The sequence below is a fragment of the Macrococcus capreoli genome (assembly GCF_025628935.1).
In the GTDB taxonomy this organism is placed as follows: domain Bacteria; phylum Bacillota; class Bacilli; order Staphylococcales; family Staphylococcaceae; genus Macrococcoides; species Macrococcoides capreoli.
Window position 1 is genome coordinate 29,105 of the sequence record NZ_JAOTIS010000001.1, and the last position, 17,081, is coordinate 46,185.

The 17,081-nt window shown below is 33.8% G+C and carries 18 protein-coding genes; 12 read left to right on the top strand and 6 right to left on the bottom strand.

Annotated elements, in window-relative coordinates; genetic code table 11:
- Window positions 1-2 precede the first annotated feature (2 nt).
- The 7 genes from OCL94_RS00150 to OCL94_RS00180 all read left to right on the top strand — a co-directional run bounded on the left by OCL94_RS00150 (window position 3) and on the right by OCL94_RS00180 (window position 7,675).
- Complete coding sequence (locus OCL94_RS00150) at window positions 3-1,610, top strand: right-handed parallel beta-helix repeat-containing protein (RefSeq protein WP_262993315.1); 1,608 nt, start codon at window positions 3-5, stop codon at window positions 1,608-1,610.
- Window positions 1,611-1,699: 89 nt separating this feature from the next.
- Window positions 1,700-1,858: a hypothetical protein gene (locus OCL94_RS00155; RefSeq protein ID WP_262993318.1), complete on the top strand. Its 159-nt coding sequence runs from the start codon at window positions 1,700-1,702 to the stop codon at window positions 1,856-1,858.
- Window positions 1,842-2,366 carry an SMI1/KNR4 family protein gene (locus OCL94_RS00160; RefSeq protein ID WP_262993319.1) on the top strand — a complete coding sequence of 175 codons (525 nt, stop codon included), beginning with the start codon at window positions 1,842-1,844 and terminating at the stop codon, window positions 2,364-2,366. Before OCL94_RS00155 ends, OCL94_RS00160 begins: the two co-directional genes overlap by 17 nt.
- Window positions 2,359-2,703 (top strand): hypothetical protein, encoded by a 345-nt coding sequence (locus tag OCL94_RS00165; protein ID WP_262993321.1) that lies wholly within the window; start codon window positions 2,359-2,361, stop codon window positions 2,701-2,703. Before OCL94_RS00160 ends, OCL94_RS00165 begins: the two co-directional genes overlap by 8 nt.
- A 379-nt stretch (window positions 2,704-3,082) precedes the next feature.
- A complete protein-coding gene (locus OCL94_RS00170) occupies window positions 3,083-4,444 on the top strand; it encodes a polymorphic toxin-type HINT domain-containing protein (protein ID WP_262993323.1) in 1,362 nt (453 codons plus the stop codon).
- Window positions 4,434-6,038, top strand: coding sequence for an ankyrin repeat domain-containing protein (locus OCL94_RS00175; RefSeq protein WP_262993325.1), 1,605 nt, complete (start codon window positions 4,434-4,436; stop codon window positions 6,036-6,038). The genes OCL94_RS00170 and OCL94_RS00175 overlap by 11 nt, the downstream gene beginning before the upstream one ends.
- A gap of 314 nt (window positions 6,039-6,352) precedes the next feature.
- On the top strand, window positions 6,353-7,675 hold the full coding sequence (locus OCL94_RS00180) for an Nramp family divalent metal transporter (protein ID WP_262993328.1): 1,323 nt from the start codon (window positions 6,353-6,355) through the stop codon (window positions 7,673-7,675).
- A 79-nt stretch (window positions 7,676-7,754) separates the two neighbouring features.
- Here the strand turns inward: OCL94_RS00180 and OCL94_RS00185 are convergent, their stop codons facing one another.
- Window positions 7,755-8,183, bottom strand: coding sequence for a hypothetical protein (locus tag OCL94_RS00185; RefSeq protein WP_262993331.1), 429 nt, complete (start codon window positions 8,181-8,183; stop codon window positions 7,755-7,757).
- A 145-nt stretch (window positions 8,184-8,328) separates the two neighbouring features.
- A complete protein-coding gene (locus OCL94_RS00190) occupies window positions 8,329-10,398 on the bottom strand; it encodes a RecQ family ATP-dependent DNA helicase (RefSeq protein ID WP_262993333.1) in 2,070 nt (689 codons plus the stop codon).
- 158 nt (window positions 10,399-10,556) lie between these two features.
- On the opposite strand from OCL94_RS00190, the gene OCL94_RS00195 reads away from it, so the two are divergent.
- The 3 genes from OCL94_RS00195 (at window position 10,557) to OCL94_RS00205 (ending at window position 12,326) form a co-directional block, all read left to right on the top strand.
- Window positions 10,557-10,706, top strand: coding sequence for a hypothetical protein (locus tag OCL94_RS00195; RefSeq protein ID WP_262993335.1), 150 nt, complete (start codon window positions 10,557-10,559; stop codon window positions 10,704-10,706).
- Between the two features lie 106 nt (window positions 10,707-10,812).
- Window positions 10,813-11,490, top strand: coding sequence for a DUF805 domain-containing protein (locus tag OCL94_RS00200; protein WP_262993337.1), 678 nt, complete (start codon window positions 10,813-10,815; stop codon window positions 11,488-11,490).
- Between the two features lie 50 nt (window positions 11,491-11,540).
- The gene (locus tag OCL94_RS00205; protein ID WP_262993340.1) at window positions 11,541-12,326 is read left to right on the top strand and encodes a GNAT family N-acetyltransferase; all 786 of its coding nucleotides are present in this window, start codon (window positions 11,541-11,543) and stop codon (window positions 12,324-12,326) included.
- Between the two features lie 52 nt (window positions 12,327-12,378).
- On the opposite strand, the gene OCL94_RS00210 is transcribed toward OCL94_RS00205, so the two are convergent.
- From OCL94_RS00210 to OCL94_RS00220, 3 genes are read right to left on the bottom strand one after another with little or no spacing between them, the layout of a single operon-like run.
- Complete coding sequence (locus tag OCL94_RS00210; RefSeq protein ID WP_262993343.1) at window positions 12,379-12,579, bottom strand: hypothetical protein; 201 nt, start codon at window positions 12,577-12,579, stop codon at window positions 12,379-12,381.
- Complete coding sequence (locus OCL94_RS00215) at window positions 12,570-12,749, bottom strand: hypothetical protein (protein ID WP_262993346.1); 180 nt, start codon at window positions 12,747-12,749, stop codon at window positions 12,570-12,572. Before OCL94_RS00215 ends, OCL94_RS00210 begins: the two co-directional genes overlap by 10 nt.
- A gap of 47 nt (window positions 12,750-12,796) precedes the next feature.
- The gene (locus OCL94_RS00220; protein ID WP_262993349.1) at window positions 12,797-13,501 is read right to left on the bottom strand and encodes a GntR family transcriptional regulator; all 705 of its coding nucleotides are present in this window, start codon (window positions 13,499-13,501) and stop codon (window positions 12,797-12,799) included.
- Window positions 13,502-13,661: 160 nt separating this feature from the next.
- On the opposite strand from OCL94_RS00220, the gene OCL94_RS00225 reads away from it, so the two are divergent.
- Window positions 13,662-15,098: a 6-phospho-beta-glucosidase gene (locus OCL94_RS00225; protein ID WP_262993351.1), complete on the top strand. Its 1,437-nt coding sequence runs from the start codon at window positions 13,662-13,664 to the stop codon at window positions 15,096-15,098.
- Between the two features lie 39 nt (window positions 15,099-15,137).
- Here the strand turns inward: OCL94_RS00225 and OCL94_RS00230 are convergent, their stop codons facing one another.
- Window positions 15,138-15,560 (bottom strand): 6-pyruvoyl trahydropterin synthase family protein, encoded by a 423-nt coding sequence (locus OCL94_RS00230; protein WP_262993353.1) that lies wholly within the window; start codon window positions 15,558-15,560, stop codon window positions 15,138-15,140.
- Between the two features lie 115 nt (window positions 15,561-15,675).
- Between OCL94_RS00230 and OCL94_RS00235 the strand changes: the two genes are divergently transcribed.
- Window positions 15,676-17,067: an MFS transporter gene (locus OCL94_RS00235; protein ID WP_262993355.1), complete on the top strand. Its 1,392-nt coding sequence runs from the start codon at window positions 15,676-15,678 to the stop codon at window positions 17,065-17,067.
- Window positions 17,068-17,081 lie beyond the last annotated feature (14 nt).

Below are 17,081 nucleotides of genomic sequence, written 5' to 3' on the forward strand. Positions count from 1 at the left end.
TCATGGATGATAAAATAATTAAAAAATTTTATGAAATAATAAGAGGAGAAGATTTAAATTCATTTATAGAATTAATTAAAGAATACCCTGAAATTTTAGAATATGAAAGTGCACTTGGCAATATTTTATATTATATTTCTGGAAACAAACGTATTGATATATTAAAATATATTGCGAATACTAATGGTGAAAAATTACATCATATTCCTGGAAATAAAGATTATAACATACTTACTGAAGCAATAATGGAAGAAGAAAATGAAGAGGTTATTAATTATTTACTTAAGAATAAAGTTGAAGTTGAATCTAAAACAATAAGTTTTGCTCTAGCATTTAATCAACCATATTTAATCATCGAAAAATTATTGGCAAATTATCAAAAAAGGAACTTTAAAGATATAAGGAGAATTGCAATTGAAAAAAACAGGATAGATATTGTAAATTTGATAGACGAAAAATACCTACCTAAAACACCAGAAGCTGAACGCCAATCTAATGATGTTATTATCGATTTTATAGATAAGAGTGAAGAAACTGTTTTAACATTACCTGATGCAACTTATGTGTTAAGTCATGAAGTAAAACGAGATATCCATATTAAAGGTCATCAAAATACTAAATTGATTTCTGAATACTATGAGGGGATCTTTCAAATCAATAACGCTAATGTAGTGTTAGAACAATTGATTTTAGAATCAACAGATAAATTTTTAATACTAGTGACTAATGGTAAATTAATACTTAAAAACTGTAAACTATCAATTGGAGCCTATGGAATTTACGGAGAAAATAGTAAAATTGAACTTATTGATTGTGAAATTATACAAGAAGAAACTAAGACAGAGGCGCATAGTGTGATTACGATTGATCGTAGTGAATTAATAGTATCAAATTCTAAGATTGAAGTAGAAATTGCATTGGCACAAATGAAAACAGGATGTAAAGTTTTCGTTGAAAACTCAGAAATCAGAGGCAATATGGAACATGTTCTATTCTATACGAATAATAGTATGGATATAGAAGTTAAAGATTCTACATTATTAAATGCTAAAGCAGGAATTATGGTTAAGGATAATAGTAATATTTCTATAACTGACACTTTATTTAGACATTTTGATCGTATGATTTATTGTAAAGATAACAACAAGATACAAATTGATAATACAGAAATGAAGTTAGCGGGATCTTGTATTCAAATCGGAAGAAGATGCGATGTGAATGTTGAAGATAGTCAGTTTTCATCTGCAGATGAAAACCATATCACGATTGATCAAAAATCTGTTATTCATGTCAATCGATGCTCATTCGACAATGCGAATATGGCTGCGGTTTCAGGACTTAAAGGCAGTGAAATAAATGTCGAAGACAGTAAGATTCGTACTACAATTGCTGGAATTGTGACGCAAGGTGGTAAGATGAATATTGAACGTACACAATTCAAGGAAATTGATGAAGAAGGGGCAATTCGTGGCGTGAAGAATGATATGATTTCTTTAAAGGATATCGTAATTGATTCAAGTTTAACAGATATTATCGTAGATAAACCTAGGAAATTAGTTCAGGAGAATGTAGCAATTACAAATCCAGTGACTATAGATGATTTAATTTAATTATTCATGAGTAAACAGGCTGTAAATAGATATTTTGCAGCCTGTTCTTTATAATAGCAGTAATTATACATGTGTTAGAGGTGGATGATATGAAATTTAATGCTGAAAACCACATAAGCGTTGATGGAGATAAAATAATTATTGAGGATATTAAAAAATTTGAAGCATGGCGTGGCTATCAACTACCCAAAGATTTTGTTGAATTCACATTAAAGTATCCAGGGTGCTTCTATGAGTGCCGAATTTGATTCGGAAGGTAGACCTGGCTCAATGATAAGTAATATGTTGAAGTTTTCAAAAGAAGGTTATTCATCGATTTATGTTGATGAAGTATACGAAATCAATGACTTTGGCCCATATGTATTATTTGGTGAAGATCCTGGAGGAAACTTTATTGCGTTTGATTATTCTAATGATGAGCTGAATCCCACAGTCGTATTTATTGATCATGAAGAACTAGGTCTTATAGAACTGCCGGAGGGAAAAGTAGAAGATGATTATACAGATGCGGAATTAGGTAGTATGATGAGTAGTGAAAAATTAGAAGATTTTCCATGGGCGATTCATATTATATCATCTTCATTCGAAGAATTTATAGATAATTTGCGGTTTAAGGATATAAATAGTAAATTATTAAAAAATAATAAAAATATAAACAATTGTATTATAGAAATAAAAAAAGAATTAGATATAGAAATTTCTGAAGTTGTAGAGAAATTTATAAAAAAATATAATAATGAATTAATGAATGAATGAATATTTATTGACTATCAATGGGGGAATTATTTTAATATCGTGTTTAAATGCAGATTTAAATTCTAGATTAAATATGCTAAATTTTTTTAATAGAATAGGTGGATTACATAAAACTAGAAAATTTTTGCCTTTAATATTTGCAAAATTAAAAGATGATGAAGATGTTAGAGTAATAATAGGTATTAAAAATTTACAAAATGAACAAAATGTTGTTTATATACCAATAGAATTTTTAAAAGAAAATGATAAGATAAAAGATTCAGATTTTATAATTATTACTAAAGAAATAAAAAAATTTTTTAATGATTTGATGGAATTTTTAGAAAATAAGTTGTGAAAAATATTTAAATGAACAAACAAGATTAATGTTTGGAAAAAAATAGATTAAGACAAATAATATATTTTAAATGAAAAGAGTTTGGGACATATGGTGCTCAAACTCTTTTTTTTTAAATTGCAAATTTTTCTCATAATATTATCACATTAAAGAACATATTATTTAAAAGAAATAAATATATAATCAATGGGAAACTGGCTGGAAAGCCGCATCCAAAAACAGGTGTTGAATTTAATGATTTAGGCTTACCAAAGTTTGATGAAGTGAAAGTATTTGAAGTGGATTTGCCTGTTGAGTTGCATGTGGCACAGGATGAAAAGCAATTTAAGGAAGCGATTAGTTACCTGAGTGAAGAATTAAAAAAGAATTCTAAATTAATTTGATTACATTGAAATCCAATTTCTCAGAACGGTTAAATCAAGCGAGAATTCAAGGATTAGTCGATCAAATCAATGGGCATACGGTGGTGAATCAATCCAGGGAATGGGTATCCAAGTCAAATCAATTTGTTAAGCAAGCGGTAGAGCATACATTTGACAAAAGCTTTGGGTTAGATAGCTTCTTAAAACCTAAGATGACAGGTGATCACGTATTGAGGCAGATTGTTAACAATACGAATATACAACGAGTACCGTCAGTACTGAGTCAGAAAGTATTTCCTTATCGTGTAGTGAAAGATCGTGTGTTGCATGATATATCGCATGTGAAGAAGACAATCGCAAGACCGGTTGAACAGTTTAGGAAACAGCATGAGGCGGTGTTTAACCGATTTATCGATAATGTGAGTAGTGGGACGAAGCGCGCGTTTAACAACTTAGAGTACACAAAATTGGTCGGTGATTACTTACATGTGAAGCTGTTTAATAAACCAGTATTTCGTTTAACACGTGAAGAATTAGGGATTATACTAAGAAGTAGAATGACAGATGTTAAAGCAAGATTATGCGAAATGAATCTGATTAAGAACTGTTTTGTGGCCGGGACTTTAGTGAAGACAAAACAAGGGTTAAAGCCGATTGAAGTGATTCAGACGGGTGATGAAGTACTGTCACGATGCATGGAAACAGGATATGTAAGTTATAAACCTGTTACAGAAGTATTTACTCATCAGACAGATGTCATTACTAAAGTTACGCTGTCTAATGGTGAAGTTATTGAATCGACACCGCACCATTTGTATTTCACAACAAACCGAGGGTTTATAGTAGCGGAAGAGTTATTGCATGGTGATACATTATTAACAGAACAACAATTAGTAGAAGTTAACAATGTAGAAACAAAAGATATTAATACTGATGTATATAACATTGAAGTAGAGGATTATCATACCTATTTCGTTGGACAAAACAGTGTGCTGGTGCATAATGATTGTACTGATGCGGATATGAAGTTTAATTACGGAAAATATTTAAGGAAGGAGTCTGATAATCCTCCTAGTTGGATGGAAAAGTATCATGCTCATCATATTCTCTTTAAAAGAGGATTTGGTAGTTATCAAAAAGAATTGGTTAATAAAGGACAGTCGATTTTAAGAGCCCATAATATTGATCCAATTAAAGGGATTGAGAATTTAGTTTGGGCACCAAATATAAAAGGATTACATTGTACTGAAAATTTAGAAGCATTAGTTAATGATTTAATGAAAGCTCATAATGCTGGTTTAGATAAATCTGAAATTATAGCAATATTAAACAAACATGGGGAAAAAGCATATTATTGGGGGCAAAAAAATGGATATTAATAGTATTAAAGAGCATTACAGAATTGTTAAAGAAGAGTCATTAAATGTGTTTGCTTCATTAATAAAGAGAGAACCTAAAATATTGCACAATGTATTTATGGATGAAACAATTATTTATTATGCAATCTCTTGTAATCGACTTGATATCATTGAGTATGTAATTTCTAATCAATTAATTGATATTAATGATAAACCACAAAATAATGATGATAATTTATTGACTAAAGCGATAAGAACTAAAAATAAAGAAATTGCAGCATTTTTAATCAAAAATAATATTGAGATTGATAAAAAAAATATCCGATTAGTTTTTTACTATCAGTTTGATTTTGAATTTATTGAATTTATGATGAGTCATACACTGAAAGAATATATGCATTATTATCAAGAATATGCTGAAGAATTAAAAAGAACAGATGTGCTAAATAAGATGACTCATTCATATATGAATGAGTCAGAATCAACAGTATTTCAGTCAAGTGAAATGATATTAAACTTTCTAAAAACTAGTAATGAATCATTATTGGAATTACCCAATGGTAATTTTAAATGCAGTACGATCATAAATAGAGATGTGCATATAAAAGGAAGTGGTAATACAACACTTAAAGCTTCTAAACAAGAGGGTATATTTCAGATTGATGGTCAAACATTGATTTTAGAAGATTTAATACTTGAAACAAAACAAGGTTTTCTAATACCATTATTTAATGGCAGGCTAGTGTTAAAAAATTGTAAGATCATTATTGATGAAATCGGAATTGTTTCTGAAAATAGTACTATCCAAATGATTGATTGTGAGATGATGAGACCTTATCAGACAAATAATGTGTACAGTGTAATGTCTATAAATACGACAGATTTATATATTATTAATTCAAATATTGAAGTTAACTTAGCAGTTGCTAAAGTTGATATGAATTCTAAAATTTATGTTGAGGATTCAAAAATTAGAGGTGACCTTGATTATCCAATATTTTATAGTACTGAAAGAATGGATATAACAATTAATAATTCTAAGCTCTACCATGCAAAGGTGGCAATTCAAGCTAAATCAAATAGTAAAGTTCATGTGAAAAATTCAGAGTTTGAAATATTTGATAAAACGATATATTGTGAGAATAACGTTGAAGTTAATATTTATAAATCGAAATTTAGAAAAGCTAATTCACATCTACAAATAGGGAGAAAAAGTAAGATATTAGTTGAGGAATGCATGTTTTCTCATACAGATGAAAACCATATCACGATTGATCAAAAATCTGTTATTCATGTCAATCGATGCTCATTCGACAATGCGAATATGGCTGCGGTTTCAGGACTTAAAGGTAGTGAAATAAATGTCGAAGACAGTAAGATTCGTACTACAATTGCTGGAATTGTGACGCAAGGTGGTAAGATGAATATTGAACGTACACAATTCAAGGAAATTGATGAAGAAGGGGCAATTCGTGGCGTGAAGAATGATATGATTTCTTTAAAGGATATCGTAATTGATTCAAGTTTAACAGATATTATCGTAGATAAACCTAGGAAATTAGTTCAGGAGAATGTAGCAATTACAAATCCAGTGACTATAGATGATTTAATTTAATTAATCATGAGTAAACAGGCTGTAAATAGATATTTTGCAGCCTGTTCTTTATATTTTGAGTAAAAAGTACGTTTTTAAGTTGGTTATTATTAAATTTATTGATGAAAACCATATAAGAATTGATGAAAATAGAACGAAAATAAAGATATTGAAAATTTTAAGCACAGTTAGTTACCAACTAATAAGAAAAATTTGTTGCATTTGCTATGAAGTTTACAGGTGTACTTTTATCACGAAATATTTTTGAATATATATCTCCTTGCCTAATCGCTCGAAATACTATATATATAAAACATATAGAAAGGGGATGTGCTATGCAGAAAAGTTTAAGTGAGATTAATAATACCGTCAGTTTTGATAGTGAAGCACCTTTCTTTAAGAAACTCATCATGTTCTTTGGACCGGGGCTACTCGTTGCGGTAGGCTATATGGATCCGGGTAACTGGATTACATCAATGAGTGGTGGTTCAAAGTATGGCTATATGCTGTTATTTGTTATATTGATTTCAAGTTTAAGTGCGATGTTACTTCAAAGTATGAGCGCCAGGCTAGGCATTGCTAGTGGCAAAGATTTAGCACAAATCACCCGTGAATTAACGTCTCGCAGGAAAGCATTTATCGCGTGGATTATTGTTGAACTCGCGATTATGGCAACGGATATTGCGGAAGTAATAGGAAGTGCAATTGCTTTAAATTTATTGTTCGGATTACCGTTATTTCTAGGTGTAGCAATTACCGTTTTAGATGTCTTTTTACTGTTATTAATCATGAAATATGGCTTCAGAAAGATTGAAGCGATTGTCGGTGTTCTGATAAGTACAATCTTCTTTATCTTTTTATTTGAAGTGTTGAATGCATCGCCAAACGTCAGTGATATTGCACATGGCTTTATACCTGATCAATCGATTATTACAAATGGTGGGGTATTATACATGGCGCTTGGTATTATTGGTGCAACGATAATGCCACATAATTTATATTTGCATTCTTCTATTGTGCAGTCGAGACAATATGATAGAACAAGTGAGCAAAGTAAACGAGAAGCCATTCGTTTCGCCACGATAGATTCAAATATTCAGTTAACAATTGCATTCTTTGTAAACTGTTTATTATTAATATTAGGGGCTGCACTTTTCTTTGGTAGCAATCAGGAATTAGGCCATTTCTACGCATTATACGATGCGCTTAAATCGAGTCCAATTGGGCATATCGTTGGTGGCGCGGTAATGAGTACATTGTTTGCAGTAGCATTACTCGCTTCTGGTCAAAATTCCACAATAACAGGTACTTTATCAGGGCAAATTGTTATGGAAGGTTTTATTCATTTACAGGTTAAACCATGGATAAGAAGATTTGTAACGCGATTAATTGCGGTAACACCGGTCTTTATTTGTTTATGGATATATCGCTCCAGCCCTATGCAAATTGAGGAATTATTAATATTCACACAAGTGTTTTTAAGTATTGCATTACCATTAAGTATCATTCCGCTTTTATTGGCAACGAATAACAAAGCGATTATGGGTGACGCATTTATTAATCCGAAATGGGTGAGTATTACAGCATGGCTGCTCACAATTATTTTATGTGTGTTAAATGTATTTCTTATATATCAAACGATCGCAACATTTTATTAAATTGAAAACCCACCGTTTTGCTTTATGAGCAAGCTGGTGGGTTTATATTATATAACTAAATTCAAATAAAAATGTCATGTCATTTGATGTTGCCAGCTTTCATCGTATTTTTATATTCGATATAACGTAACCATTTGATGATGGCCATGATGACAAACATGCATGCTGTCGCATAATGCATTTGATTGCCGGGAATATTTGGAGGTGACAAATGAATAACGATTGTACCTAATATCAACATAATCAATACAAATAAAGAATAAGTGACGCAATCTTTTAAATGCCACTGCTCGACATACCATTCTTTCGCATGATTGCTTTCTAAATATCTTCTGATCTGAGTAATCGTATCAACATACGTAATGATCATCATCATTGTGAAAGCATAAATTGCAAACAATGTATAACTTGAAATATACATCAGCAACATGATAATACCGATAAGGAATAGACTTGTCATACTGATGAGATAAAACTTAGTATTGTATTTTATATACCACGAAATCATTCTATCACCTCCAATCTCATTGTTTACATTGTAACCCATAAATTAGTAGTATTAAAGAAATTAGGATATTTATATAATAATAATATTTAATCTAAAATTGCATCATGTTATAAAAAATACTTATTATATTTCTAATTTATTGTTATTAATCTGATGCCCCTGTATTCACCAGTGCAAATGGATATACGTGTTGTGCGTGTTCAAGGAGTTGTGCAGCAATAACAGTCATCGTCCATTTAGAATTTACAGTATCATCGATAAGCAATATATTTTTTTGAGTTAATTGGTCTTCATGTTGCAGAGCAATTGTCGTTTCAATATTTTGTTGCTGCATGATGGCGTTGTGCATATCACTTTGGCGGTTACCCTCACTTGTCTTAATAACAGCGTCAATAAATTGAATATGATTGTATGCTGCAATCGCTTTTGCAAGTTTAGTCGTCAAGTGTGGTCTACGCAGACTCGGTACCGCAACGACTGCATCTATATGATGTTGTGTGATGATATCTTTTAAGAATTGACTCATCTGCAATGTCGTTTGTTCTGAATAATGATTATTATCGCGTTCATACATCAACTTACGTCCAACAGGTGAGTATGCATCCGACGTGTATGTCCAGCCCTTTTCAAATTGTAAAGATTCATCAATCTTCTTATTGTTGGACCAACGTTTACGTGGTGTAATTTCGCCATGTAGTTTATTTTTATAATCCATAGCAACTTGAATCATCGGATGGTCTGGTGATAGTGAAATAAATTGACGGTTTCTGCAATGTGCGCATATACCACAGCGTTCTGTAACGTCTGGTGCATCTAGTTCATCTGCGATAAATTTCATATAACAGCCATCATAATTAACGAAACGCTTTAAATGATCCAGTTCTTGAAGGCGCGTTTGATTTAATTGATGTTGTAATGCTGCATTGCTAACTGCATTAAATGGTTTGTCTGGATTAATGACGTATTTACGTTTGTTTAACAAGATGTATTCATGCACGAATAAGTATTTCAACACGCCACTTAATTTAGTAACGTTTAAATTAAAATAGGGCAATAGATCATTTCTTGACATGCCATCTGGATTTGAACGTATTTTATCAAGCATTTCAGTAAGTAACTTTGGATCTTTATTAGCACTATCAATGAATGATTGAATGATCGCATCATCTTCATCGCCGTGTAATAGCAGTGCCAATGAGGGTTTCCCATCTCGACCGGCACGGCCAATTTGTTGATAGTAAGCTATTAAGTTCTGTGGTAACTGGAAATGCACAACAAAGCCGATATTAGATTTATCATAGCCCATTCCAAGTTTAACGGTTGCAACGATGACGCGTATATTTCCTTCATGAAATTGCTCAAGTGTAGTTACGGATGTGTCTTCACCGAATTCGTCTTTCATACCAGAATAATATGCCGCTGCTGAAATGCCTTGTTCACATAAGAAGTTTGCAACAGATTCACATTCCTTCTTCGTTAAACAGTAAACAATACCTTGCTCTTTACTTAAGAATGGATGTTCTATTAAGTTCGCTGCTAAAAATGCAAGCCGCTCTGCTTTCGATTGTGACGGATTCACTTGTATGGAAATATTCGAACGGATTAAATTACCACGGAATACTTGCACGTTTCCTAATTGAGACTTGATATCTTCAATGACACGGTCATTCGCAGTAGCCGTCGTTCCAAGAATTGCAACGTTATCAGGTAATGCTTTTACGAGGTTGACGATACGTTGGTAGTCAGGTCTAAAGTCATGTCCCCAGTCTGATATGGAGTGTGCTTCATCGACTACGATTAGTTCAATATCATTCACTTGTGATAATGCTTCGATAAATCGAGGATCAGATAACTTTTCCGGGGAAATAATTATTGCATCCACGTTATGAAGTCGGGCGTATAAATCATCCCATTCATCACGGTTATTACTATTAATCGTAATGACATCTAACCCGAGCCCAGTCGCAGCATCGATTTGATTGTGCATTAATGCGAGCAACGGACTAATAATGACGGCAGGGCCACTGCCATTTTCTCTGAGTAATTTCGTTGCTATGAAGTACACAATCGATTTCCCCCATCCAGTTTTCTGTATAACGAGCGTCTTCTGTTTATTAACGACTGCAAGGATCGCTTCTAATTGACCTGCTCTAAATTTGCTTTCCGGACCGTATGTTTCATGTAATATTTGTTGTGCGCGGGATTTAAAGTCCATGCATTCGCCTCCAGTAAAATGTTTGTATATTTAACTTGAATATTGTTGATATCATTATAGCAATAGGATGAAATTTTCTGTATGAATTCACATTTAATCTGTATATAAAACAAATAAATGGGTATAACTAATTATTCAATTTGAAGGAGGCGAATGTGATGTCACATAATGATAAAGATACGACAAGTAATCGTCGAGAACTCATGCCGGAATCAGTGATTGACGGTGAGATGAATGAGAAAGTGAAAGAACAGTTAGCACTCAAGCCAGGAGAACAGAAAGTAAGTCAAGCAGATCAGAAGAAATAATATATCAATAAATTGTAATGATTTTATTAAAAGTAGGATACTACTTCCAATTATAGAATCCATTGATTATACTAAAATTAGAAAAATAATTTTATGGAGGTAATTTATGTATCCACGACCAATGTCTTTTTGGGAAGCAACAAAGCTATTCTGGACTAGAGCATTTGATTTTAAAGGAAGATCGAGAAGAAAAGAATACTGGGTACCATTTTTCACACAATTAGTCTTAATCATTGCTGCGTTTATTTCGTTTTTCGTATTACTTGTTCTATTAGGTGTTGCTGCAACATCTTCAACAACCGGTAATTTAGAAGAGACGAATACGGCGTTAGGAATATTAGGCGTATTTGGTATAATTAGCGGTCTATTTCTTATGTTAATTTGTATCGTATTAATTATTCCGAACTTATCTTTGATGGTACGCCGTTTTCACGATATTGGTAAAACGGGTAAATGGGCAATTTTATTTTATGGTGTGCCTGTCATATTATCGTGGATTAATATGATTATTAATGGGCTGAATAATGATCCGGAAAACATTTCGATGGTAGCTTTAAGTATTGAAATGGTGTTAGGATTGATCAATTTAGGTATAGCAATTTGGGGTATTGTCTGGTTGGCACAAGATTCAGTACCTGGACCGAATCAATGGGGTGAGAATCCTAAAGGGATCACACATGTTGGTTATCAGTCTTACCCAGAACAAGCACAATCAACGCAATTTAATCAGAACCCACAAGCACCACAATATGAACAGAAACAACAAGATCCGTATCGTTATTGATACGGGTCTTTTGTCATACATTTTTATATCATTTATGTGAGGTGAGAAGGATGGACCTTCAATCAAATATTAGTTTTAAGCAGACGCATGTTGATGCGGACTTATTTACTGAAAATGAGAGATATAAGCACTATCATACGCCGAGTCAGCGCGTTAAATATTATGCGAATTATTATGAATATAAAGAAGTGCCGGATGTAGCACAGTTTCTAAAAGATTATCACGAGCAAAAAAAGTTTCACGAAAAACATAATCAACATCATGCATTGTTTATTTTCCCTGAAAATGTGCAGCTGGATTGTCAGTTGGTTGAAACAGCAAAAGCGCTAGGATTTAGTTTAGAGAAGATGGAATTGTATTTATTGAAGACGATACATGGGTCAAAAGAAACAGACATCGAAGTGGTACAAGTTGTTTCAGATGATGATGTGTTGACTGATTTTCTAGAAGTGTGTCGTGAAGGAGACCTGGAGTATGGTGAGGCATTCGCAGATTTAAAAGAAACGACGCACCGCAGAGATTTGGAGAATGAACAAATATTGCAGTTTGTAGGGTATAAGCACGGCTTTCCGGCAGGGAAAGTGGAAGCGGTAGAAAGTGAACAGTTTGTAGAACTCGATGATTTTTATGTGCTGGATGCAATGCGCAAGCAAGGCGTCGGGACAGCTTTACAACAAGCTATTTGGCAATATGCACAGCAAGTTGGCAAACAAGTCATTCTAATTGCAGATGGAAATGATTCACCGAGGGAAATGTATCAAAAGCAAGGGTACGTGCTTGTCAGTGAGCGATATGAGCTGTTGAGAGTACCGTCAGCGGATGAGGGGAAGGAATAGAGGTTTGGATGGAAGACGCCCGGTTTGATGTCAAACCGGGCGTAAATCATGTTTATGAATGTTCTTTTAATTGCATCTGTTCGTTTTTAATTTCGTTTAAGAGTTGAATGATTTCCTGATTTTGTTGTAATAAATATTTTGTATTTTGGCGGGTGTTATACAGCTGTGAAATAATAAAGATTACTAATATAATCGGTACAATGTAAAAAAGGGCAGCGACAATTGAGAATAAAGTAGCAGTTATTAATTCCATTTGTGATCTCCTGAATTTTTACTTTTTAATAAAGCAATGATTTCTTCATTTTGCTTAATAATCTTCTCGGAATTAACTTTCGTTCGATAACCATCCATTAAGATTAAAAAGACGATGATAATTGGTAACAAAGCCATTACTAAAGATACTAACGCTTCAAACCAAGGCATATGAACACCACTTTCCTTTTTTGCTCATTATAACACAATATACCTTTTTAGTAATTTGTAGCCTGAACAAAGAATTTAGAATGTTTATAGTGATACGTAATAGTAGAGTAATCAAAGGGTTCGCCGGTTGCTAAATAAATCACTTGTTCTAAGTATAGCGCTGGGTTACCTGGCTTTAATGCCAGTAACTGTGCGTCACTTTCACTAAGCTCATCGATATGCAAATAAATATCAGCGAAGCTAATATTAAATTTTAATGCATTCGTTAAGTAATCGAATATCGATGCTTGTGCAATTTCTACATTTAAGTACGGTACAAGTTTCACCGGAAAGTATGATGCTTCTATACATAATATTTCGTCGTTCGCTTTACGTAATCGTTCTACATAATAAACCGCTTCACCGTCTTTAAGATGTAAATTAGATTTTACATTGTCGTCAGGTATGATTTTTTCTAACTTTAATACGTCAGATGTAATGTCAAATTCTTTTAAATCTGAAGTAAACCCTCGATTCGTCAACAAACTTACATAGCCTTCTCGTCTTTGTCTACGTACAAATATGCCGCTACCACGCTGCTGGAATATAACGCCTCGTTTTTCTAACGTATCCAGTGCTTTTGTAATCGTACTTTTTGAAACATTATATTGTTGCATAAGCTGATCGAGACTTTGTAACTTAGTACCTTGTTCAAGTTGTTGATCATGTATGTATTGTGTAATGTCATTCGCGATTGTTTCGTATTTGTTCATAGCGTCCTCTTTTCCATGGCCGATAAATTATAAATATCGGCCATCAATGCATCATCATATGTTCCTTCTATTATATCTCTTTTTATATTGTATATCACTTGATAAATTATACCGGTACAATTATAATGTACGTATATAATAAAGAGAGTAGGCGTAGAATATGACTAAATTAAGCGAAGATTTCTTATGGGGTGGCGCACTTGCTGCGCATCAATTCGAAGGTGGTTGGAACAAAGGTGGAAAGGGGCCTTCTGTCGTTGACGTGTTAACAGCGGGAGCACATGGTGTCCCTAGAAGAATTACTGATAAAGTTGAAGAGAACGCGTTTTATCCTAACCATGAGGCTATTGATTTCTATTCACATTACAAAGAAGATATTGCATTATTCGCTGAGATGGGTCTTAAAGTGTTACGTACGTCGATTGCATGGACACGCATTTTCCCTAAAGGTGATGAAACTGAACCTAATGAAGCAGGGCTGCAATTCTATGATGATGTCTTTGACGAATTGTTAAAGCATAATATTAAGCCGGTGATTACATTAAGTCACTTTGAGATGCCGCTTCATTTAGCACGTACTTACGGTGGATTCAGAAGCCGTAAAGTTGTCGATTGCTTTGTTCGATTTGCTGAAGTTGTCTTTGAACGTTACAAAGATAAAGTAGAATATTGGATGACATTCAATGAAATCAATAACCAAATGGACGTCGGTAATCCATTGTTCTTATGGACAAATGCAGGTATTCAAGTGCAACCTGATGAAGATGCTCGTAGTGTAATGTATATTTCAGCTCATCACCAGTTACTTGCTAGTGCTTTAGCTGTACAAGTCGGCCATCAAATCAATCCTGACTTCAAGATTGGTGCGATGGTGTCGCATGTACCTGTGTATCCATATTCATGTGATCCTAAAGATATTATGGCAGCAGAAATTGCGAACCGTGAAAGATTCTTCTTCCCGGATGTGCAAGTACGTGGGAAGTATCCAACATATGCGTTGAAAGAATTAGAACGATTAGGTGTAACGTTACCGATTGAACCAGGTGATGAAGCAATTCTTAAAAAAGGAACAGTAGATTATTTAGCATTTAGTTATTATATGTCCACAGCTGTGAAACATGATGCAGTTGCTGACCCGACGAGCATCTTAAACGGAGGATTAAAGGGTGGCATTGATAATCCTTATTTGAAATCATCTGACTGGGGCTGGACGATTGATCCGATTGGATTAAGATATGTATTGAATACTCTTTACAACAGATATCAGATACCATTATTCATCGTTGAGAACGGCTTTGGTGCCATTGATGAAGTTGAAGCGGACGGTTCAATTAACGATGATACACGTATTGATTATTTCCGTTCACATATTGAAGCAGTTAAAGATGCAGTATTAGAAGATGGTGTGGAGTTATTAGGTTACACACCTTGGGGGATTATCGACGTTGTGTCATTTACAACTGGTGAAATGAAGAAACGTTATGGCATGATTTACGTCGACCGCGATAATGAAGGTAACGGTACGATGAAGCGCAGTAAGAAGAAGTCATTTGAATGGTATAAAAAAGTAATTGCAACGAATGGGGAAGTGTTGTAAACATATATATTAATAAAAAAAGCCTTTCACAGGCTTTTTTTATTTGATCATATCTTCTGTCAGCGTGACGCTATGATTGTGCGTTTCATATACGGTAAGCTTCTTTATTGTGCCTTCATTGATTATTTGATCAAATTGCTGCCATATAAAATATGCGATATTCTCAACTGTTGTGTTCATTTCAGGTAATGCTTCATTTAATATAGGGGCATTGAGCAGCGGTGCAATATGTTGTGCGTAATCGCGTTCTATTTTGTAGAAATCAATGCCAAGCCCGTATTTATTTACCGGGCATTGAATGCTGATATCAAATGTATATGTGTGATGATGCAAATCAAGATGTTGTCCATTTGGGAAGAAGATACGATTATTCGTTGTAAATGAAAATGTTAAATTAATCGCGATATCGCCATCGTAATAGGCCATATGTTGTGGTGCCTTGATGTGATGCAATTGCGTCATAAGCTTTTCCTCACTTTTTAAGTTAATTTGTAGAAAAAATTTTAAGTTATGCTGAAATTTTCTGATTATTGGGTATAGAATATTATTACAGCATAATGGAAGAGGGATTTATTACATGGAAACACCGTATAAGGGCGGCAATAAATTAGTATTTGGTATTGTTCTTGGAATATTAACGTATTGGTTATTCGCCCAATCACTAGTCATCGTAGTACTTGATTTAAAGCGACACTTTCACACGAGTTTAGATATGATTAACATCGCAGTGAGTTTAACAGCACTATTCTCAGGAATGCTCGTCGTCGGTGCCGGCGGTCTCGCTGATAAAATCGGTCGTGTTAAGATGACGCAATTCGGGTTAATATTAAGTATTATCGGTTCAATCTTAATGATTATTTCTCATAATCCTATTTTATTAATTATTGGTCGTGCAATTCAAGGGATATCAGCAGCAAGTTTAATGCCCGCAACGTTATCAATTATTAAAGCTTATTATGATGATAAAGACCGACAACGTGCTTTAAGTTACTGGTCATTCGGTTCATGGGGTGGCTCTGGATTATGTTCACTTTTCGGAGGACTCGTTGCTAAAAACTTTGGATGGCACTGGATATTTATTATTTCTATTATCGTAGCAGTCATCGCTATGATTTTAATTCATGGCACACCTGAAACGAAATCTGACGAACCAAACGAAATGAAATTCGATATTTTCGGTTTAATGACTTTAATCTTAGTATTACTGAGTTTAAATATTGCCATCACACAAGGTGGTTCATTAGGCGTCAAGTCACCTATATTTATCGGACTCGTCGTATTAAGTATTGTCAGCTTTATCGCGTTCATTATGATTGAGAAACGACAAGCAAATCCATTAATTGACTTTGGTTTGTTTAGCAATAAGCCGTATTTAGGTGCAGTGATTTCAAATTATTTATTAAATGCAGTGGCAGGGACTTTAATCGTTGCGAACACGTATATTCAGGAAGGTCTTGGCTTTTCACAAAGTAAGACGGGGATGTTATCTGTATTTTACGTGATTACAGTATTGTCGATGATTATTATCGGAGAAAAGCTCCTTCAGAAAATGGGTGCCAAGAAGCCGATGTTATTAGGTTCATCAATCGTTCTTGTAGGGATTGTTATGATTTCTTTAACGTTCTTACCTGAAAATATATACGTTATCAGTTGTGTAGTCGGATTCGGTTTATTCGGATTAGGTTTAGGTTTATATGCGACACCTTCTACAGATACAGCCATTGCGACTTCTCCTGAAGAAAAAGTTGGGGTTGCATCAGGGATTTATAAGATGGCATCTGCTTTAGGTGGTGCATTTGGTATCGCGATTAGTTTAGCGATTTATCATTTCTTCTCAGAACGTGTCGGTTTACCGACAAGTGCAATGATTGCTTTACTTGCCAACGCAGCAATGACCGTGTTATCGTTTTTAGCAATTATGATTACAGTACCTAAAGATGATCCACGTCAAATGAAGAACCCGTCATAGGGTTCTTTTTATAT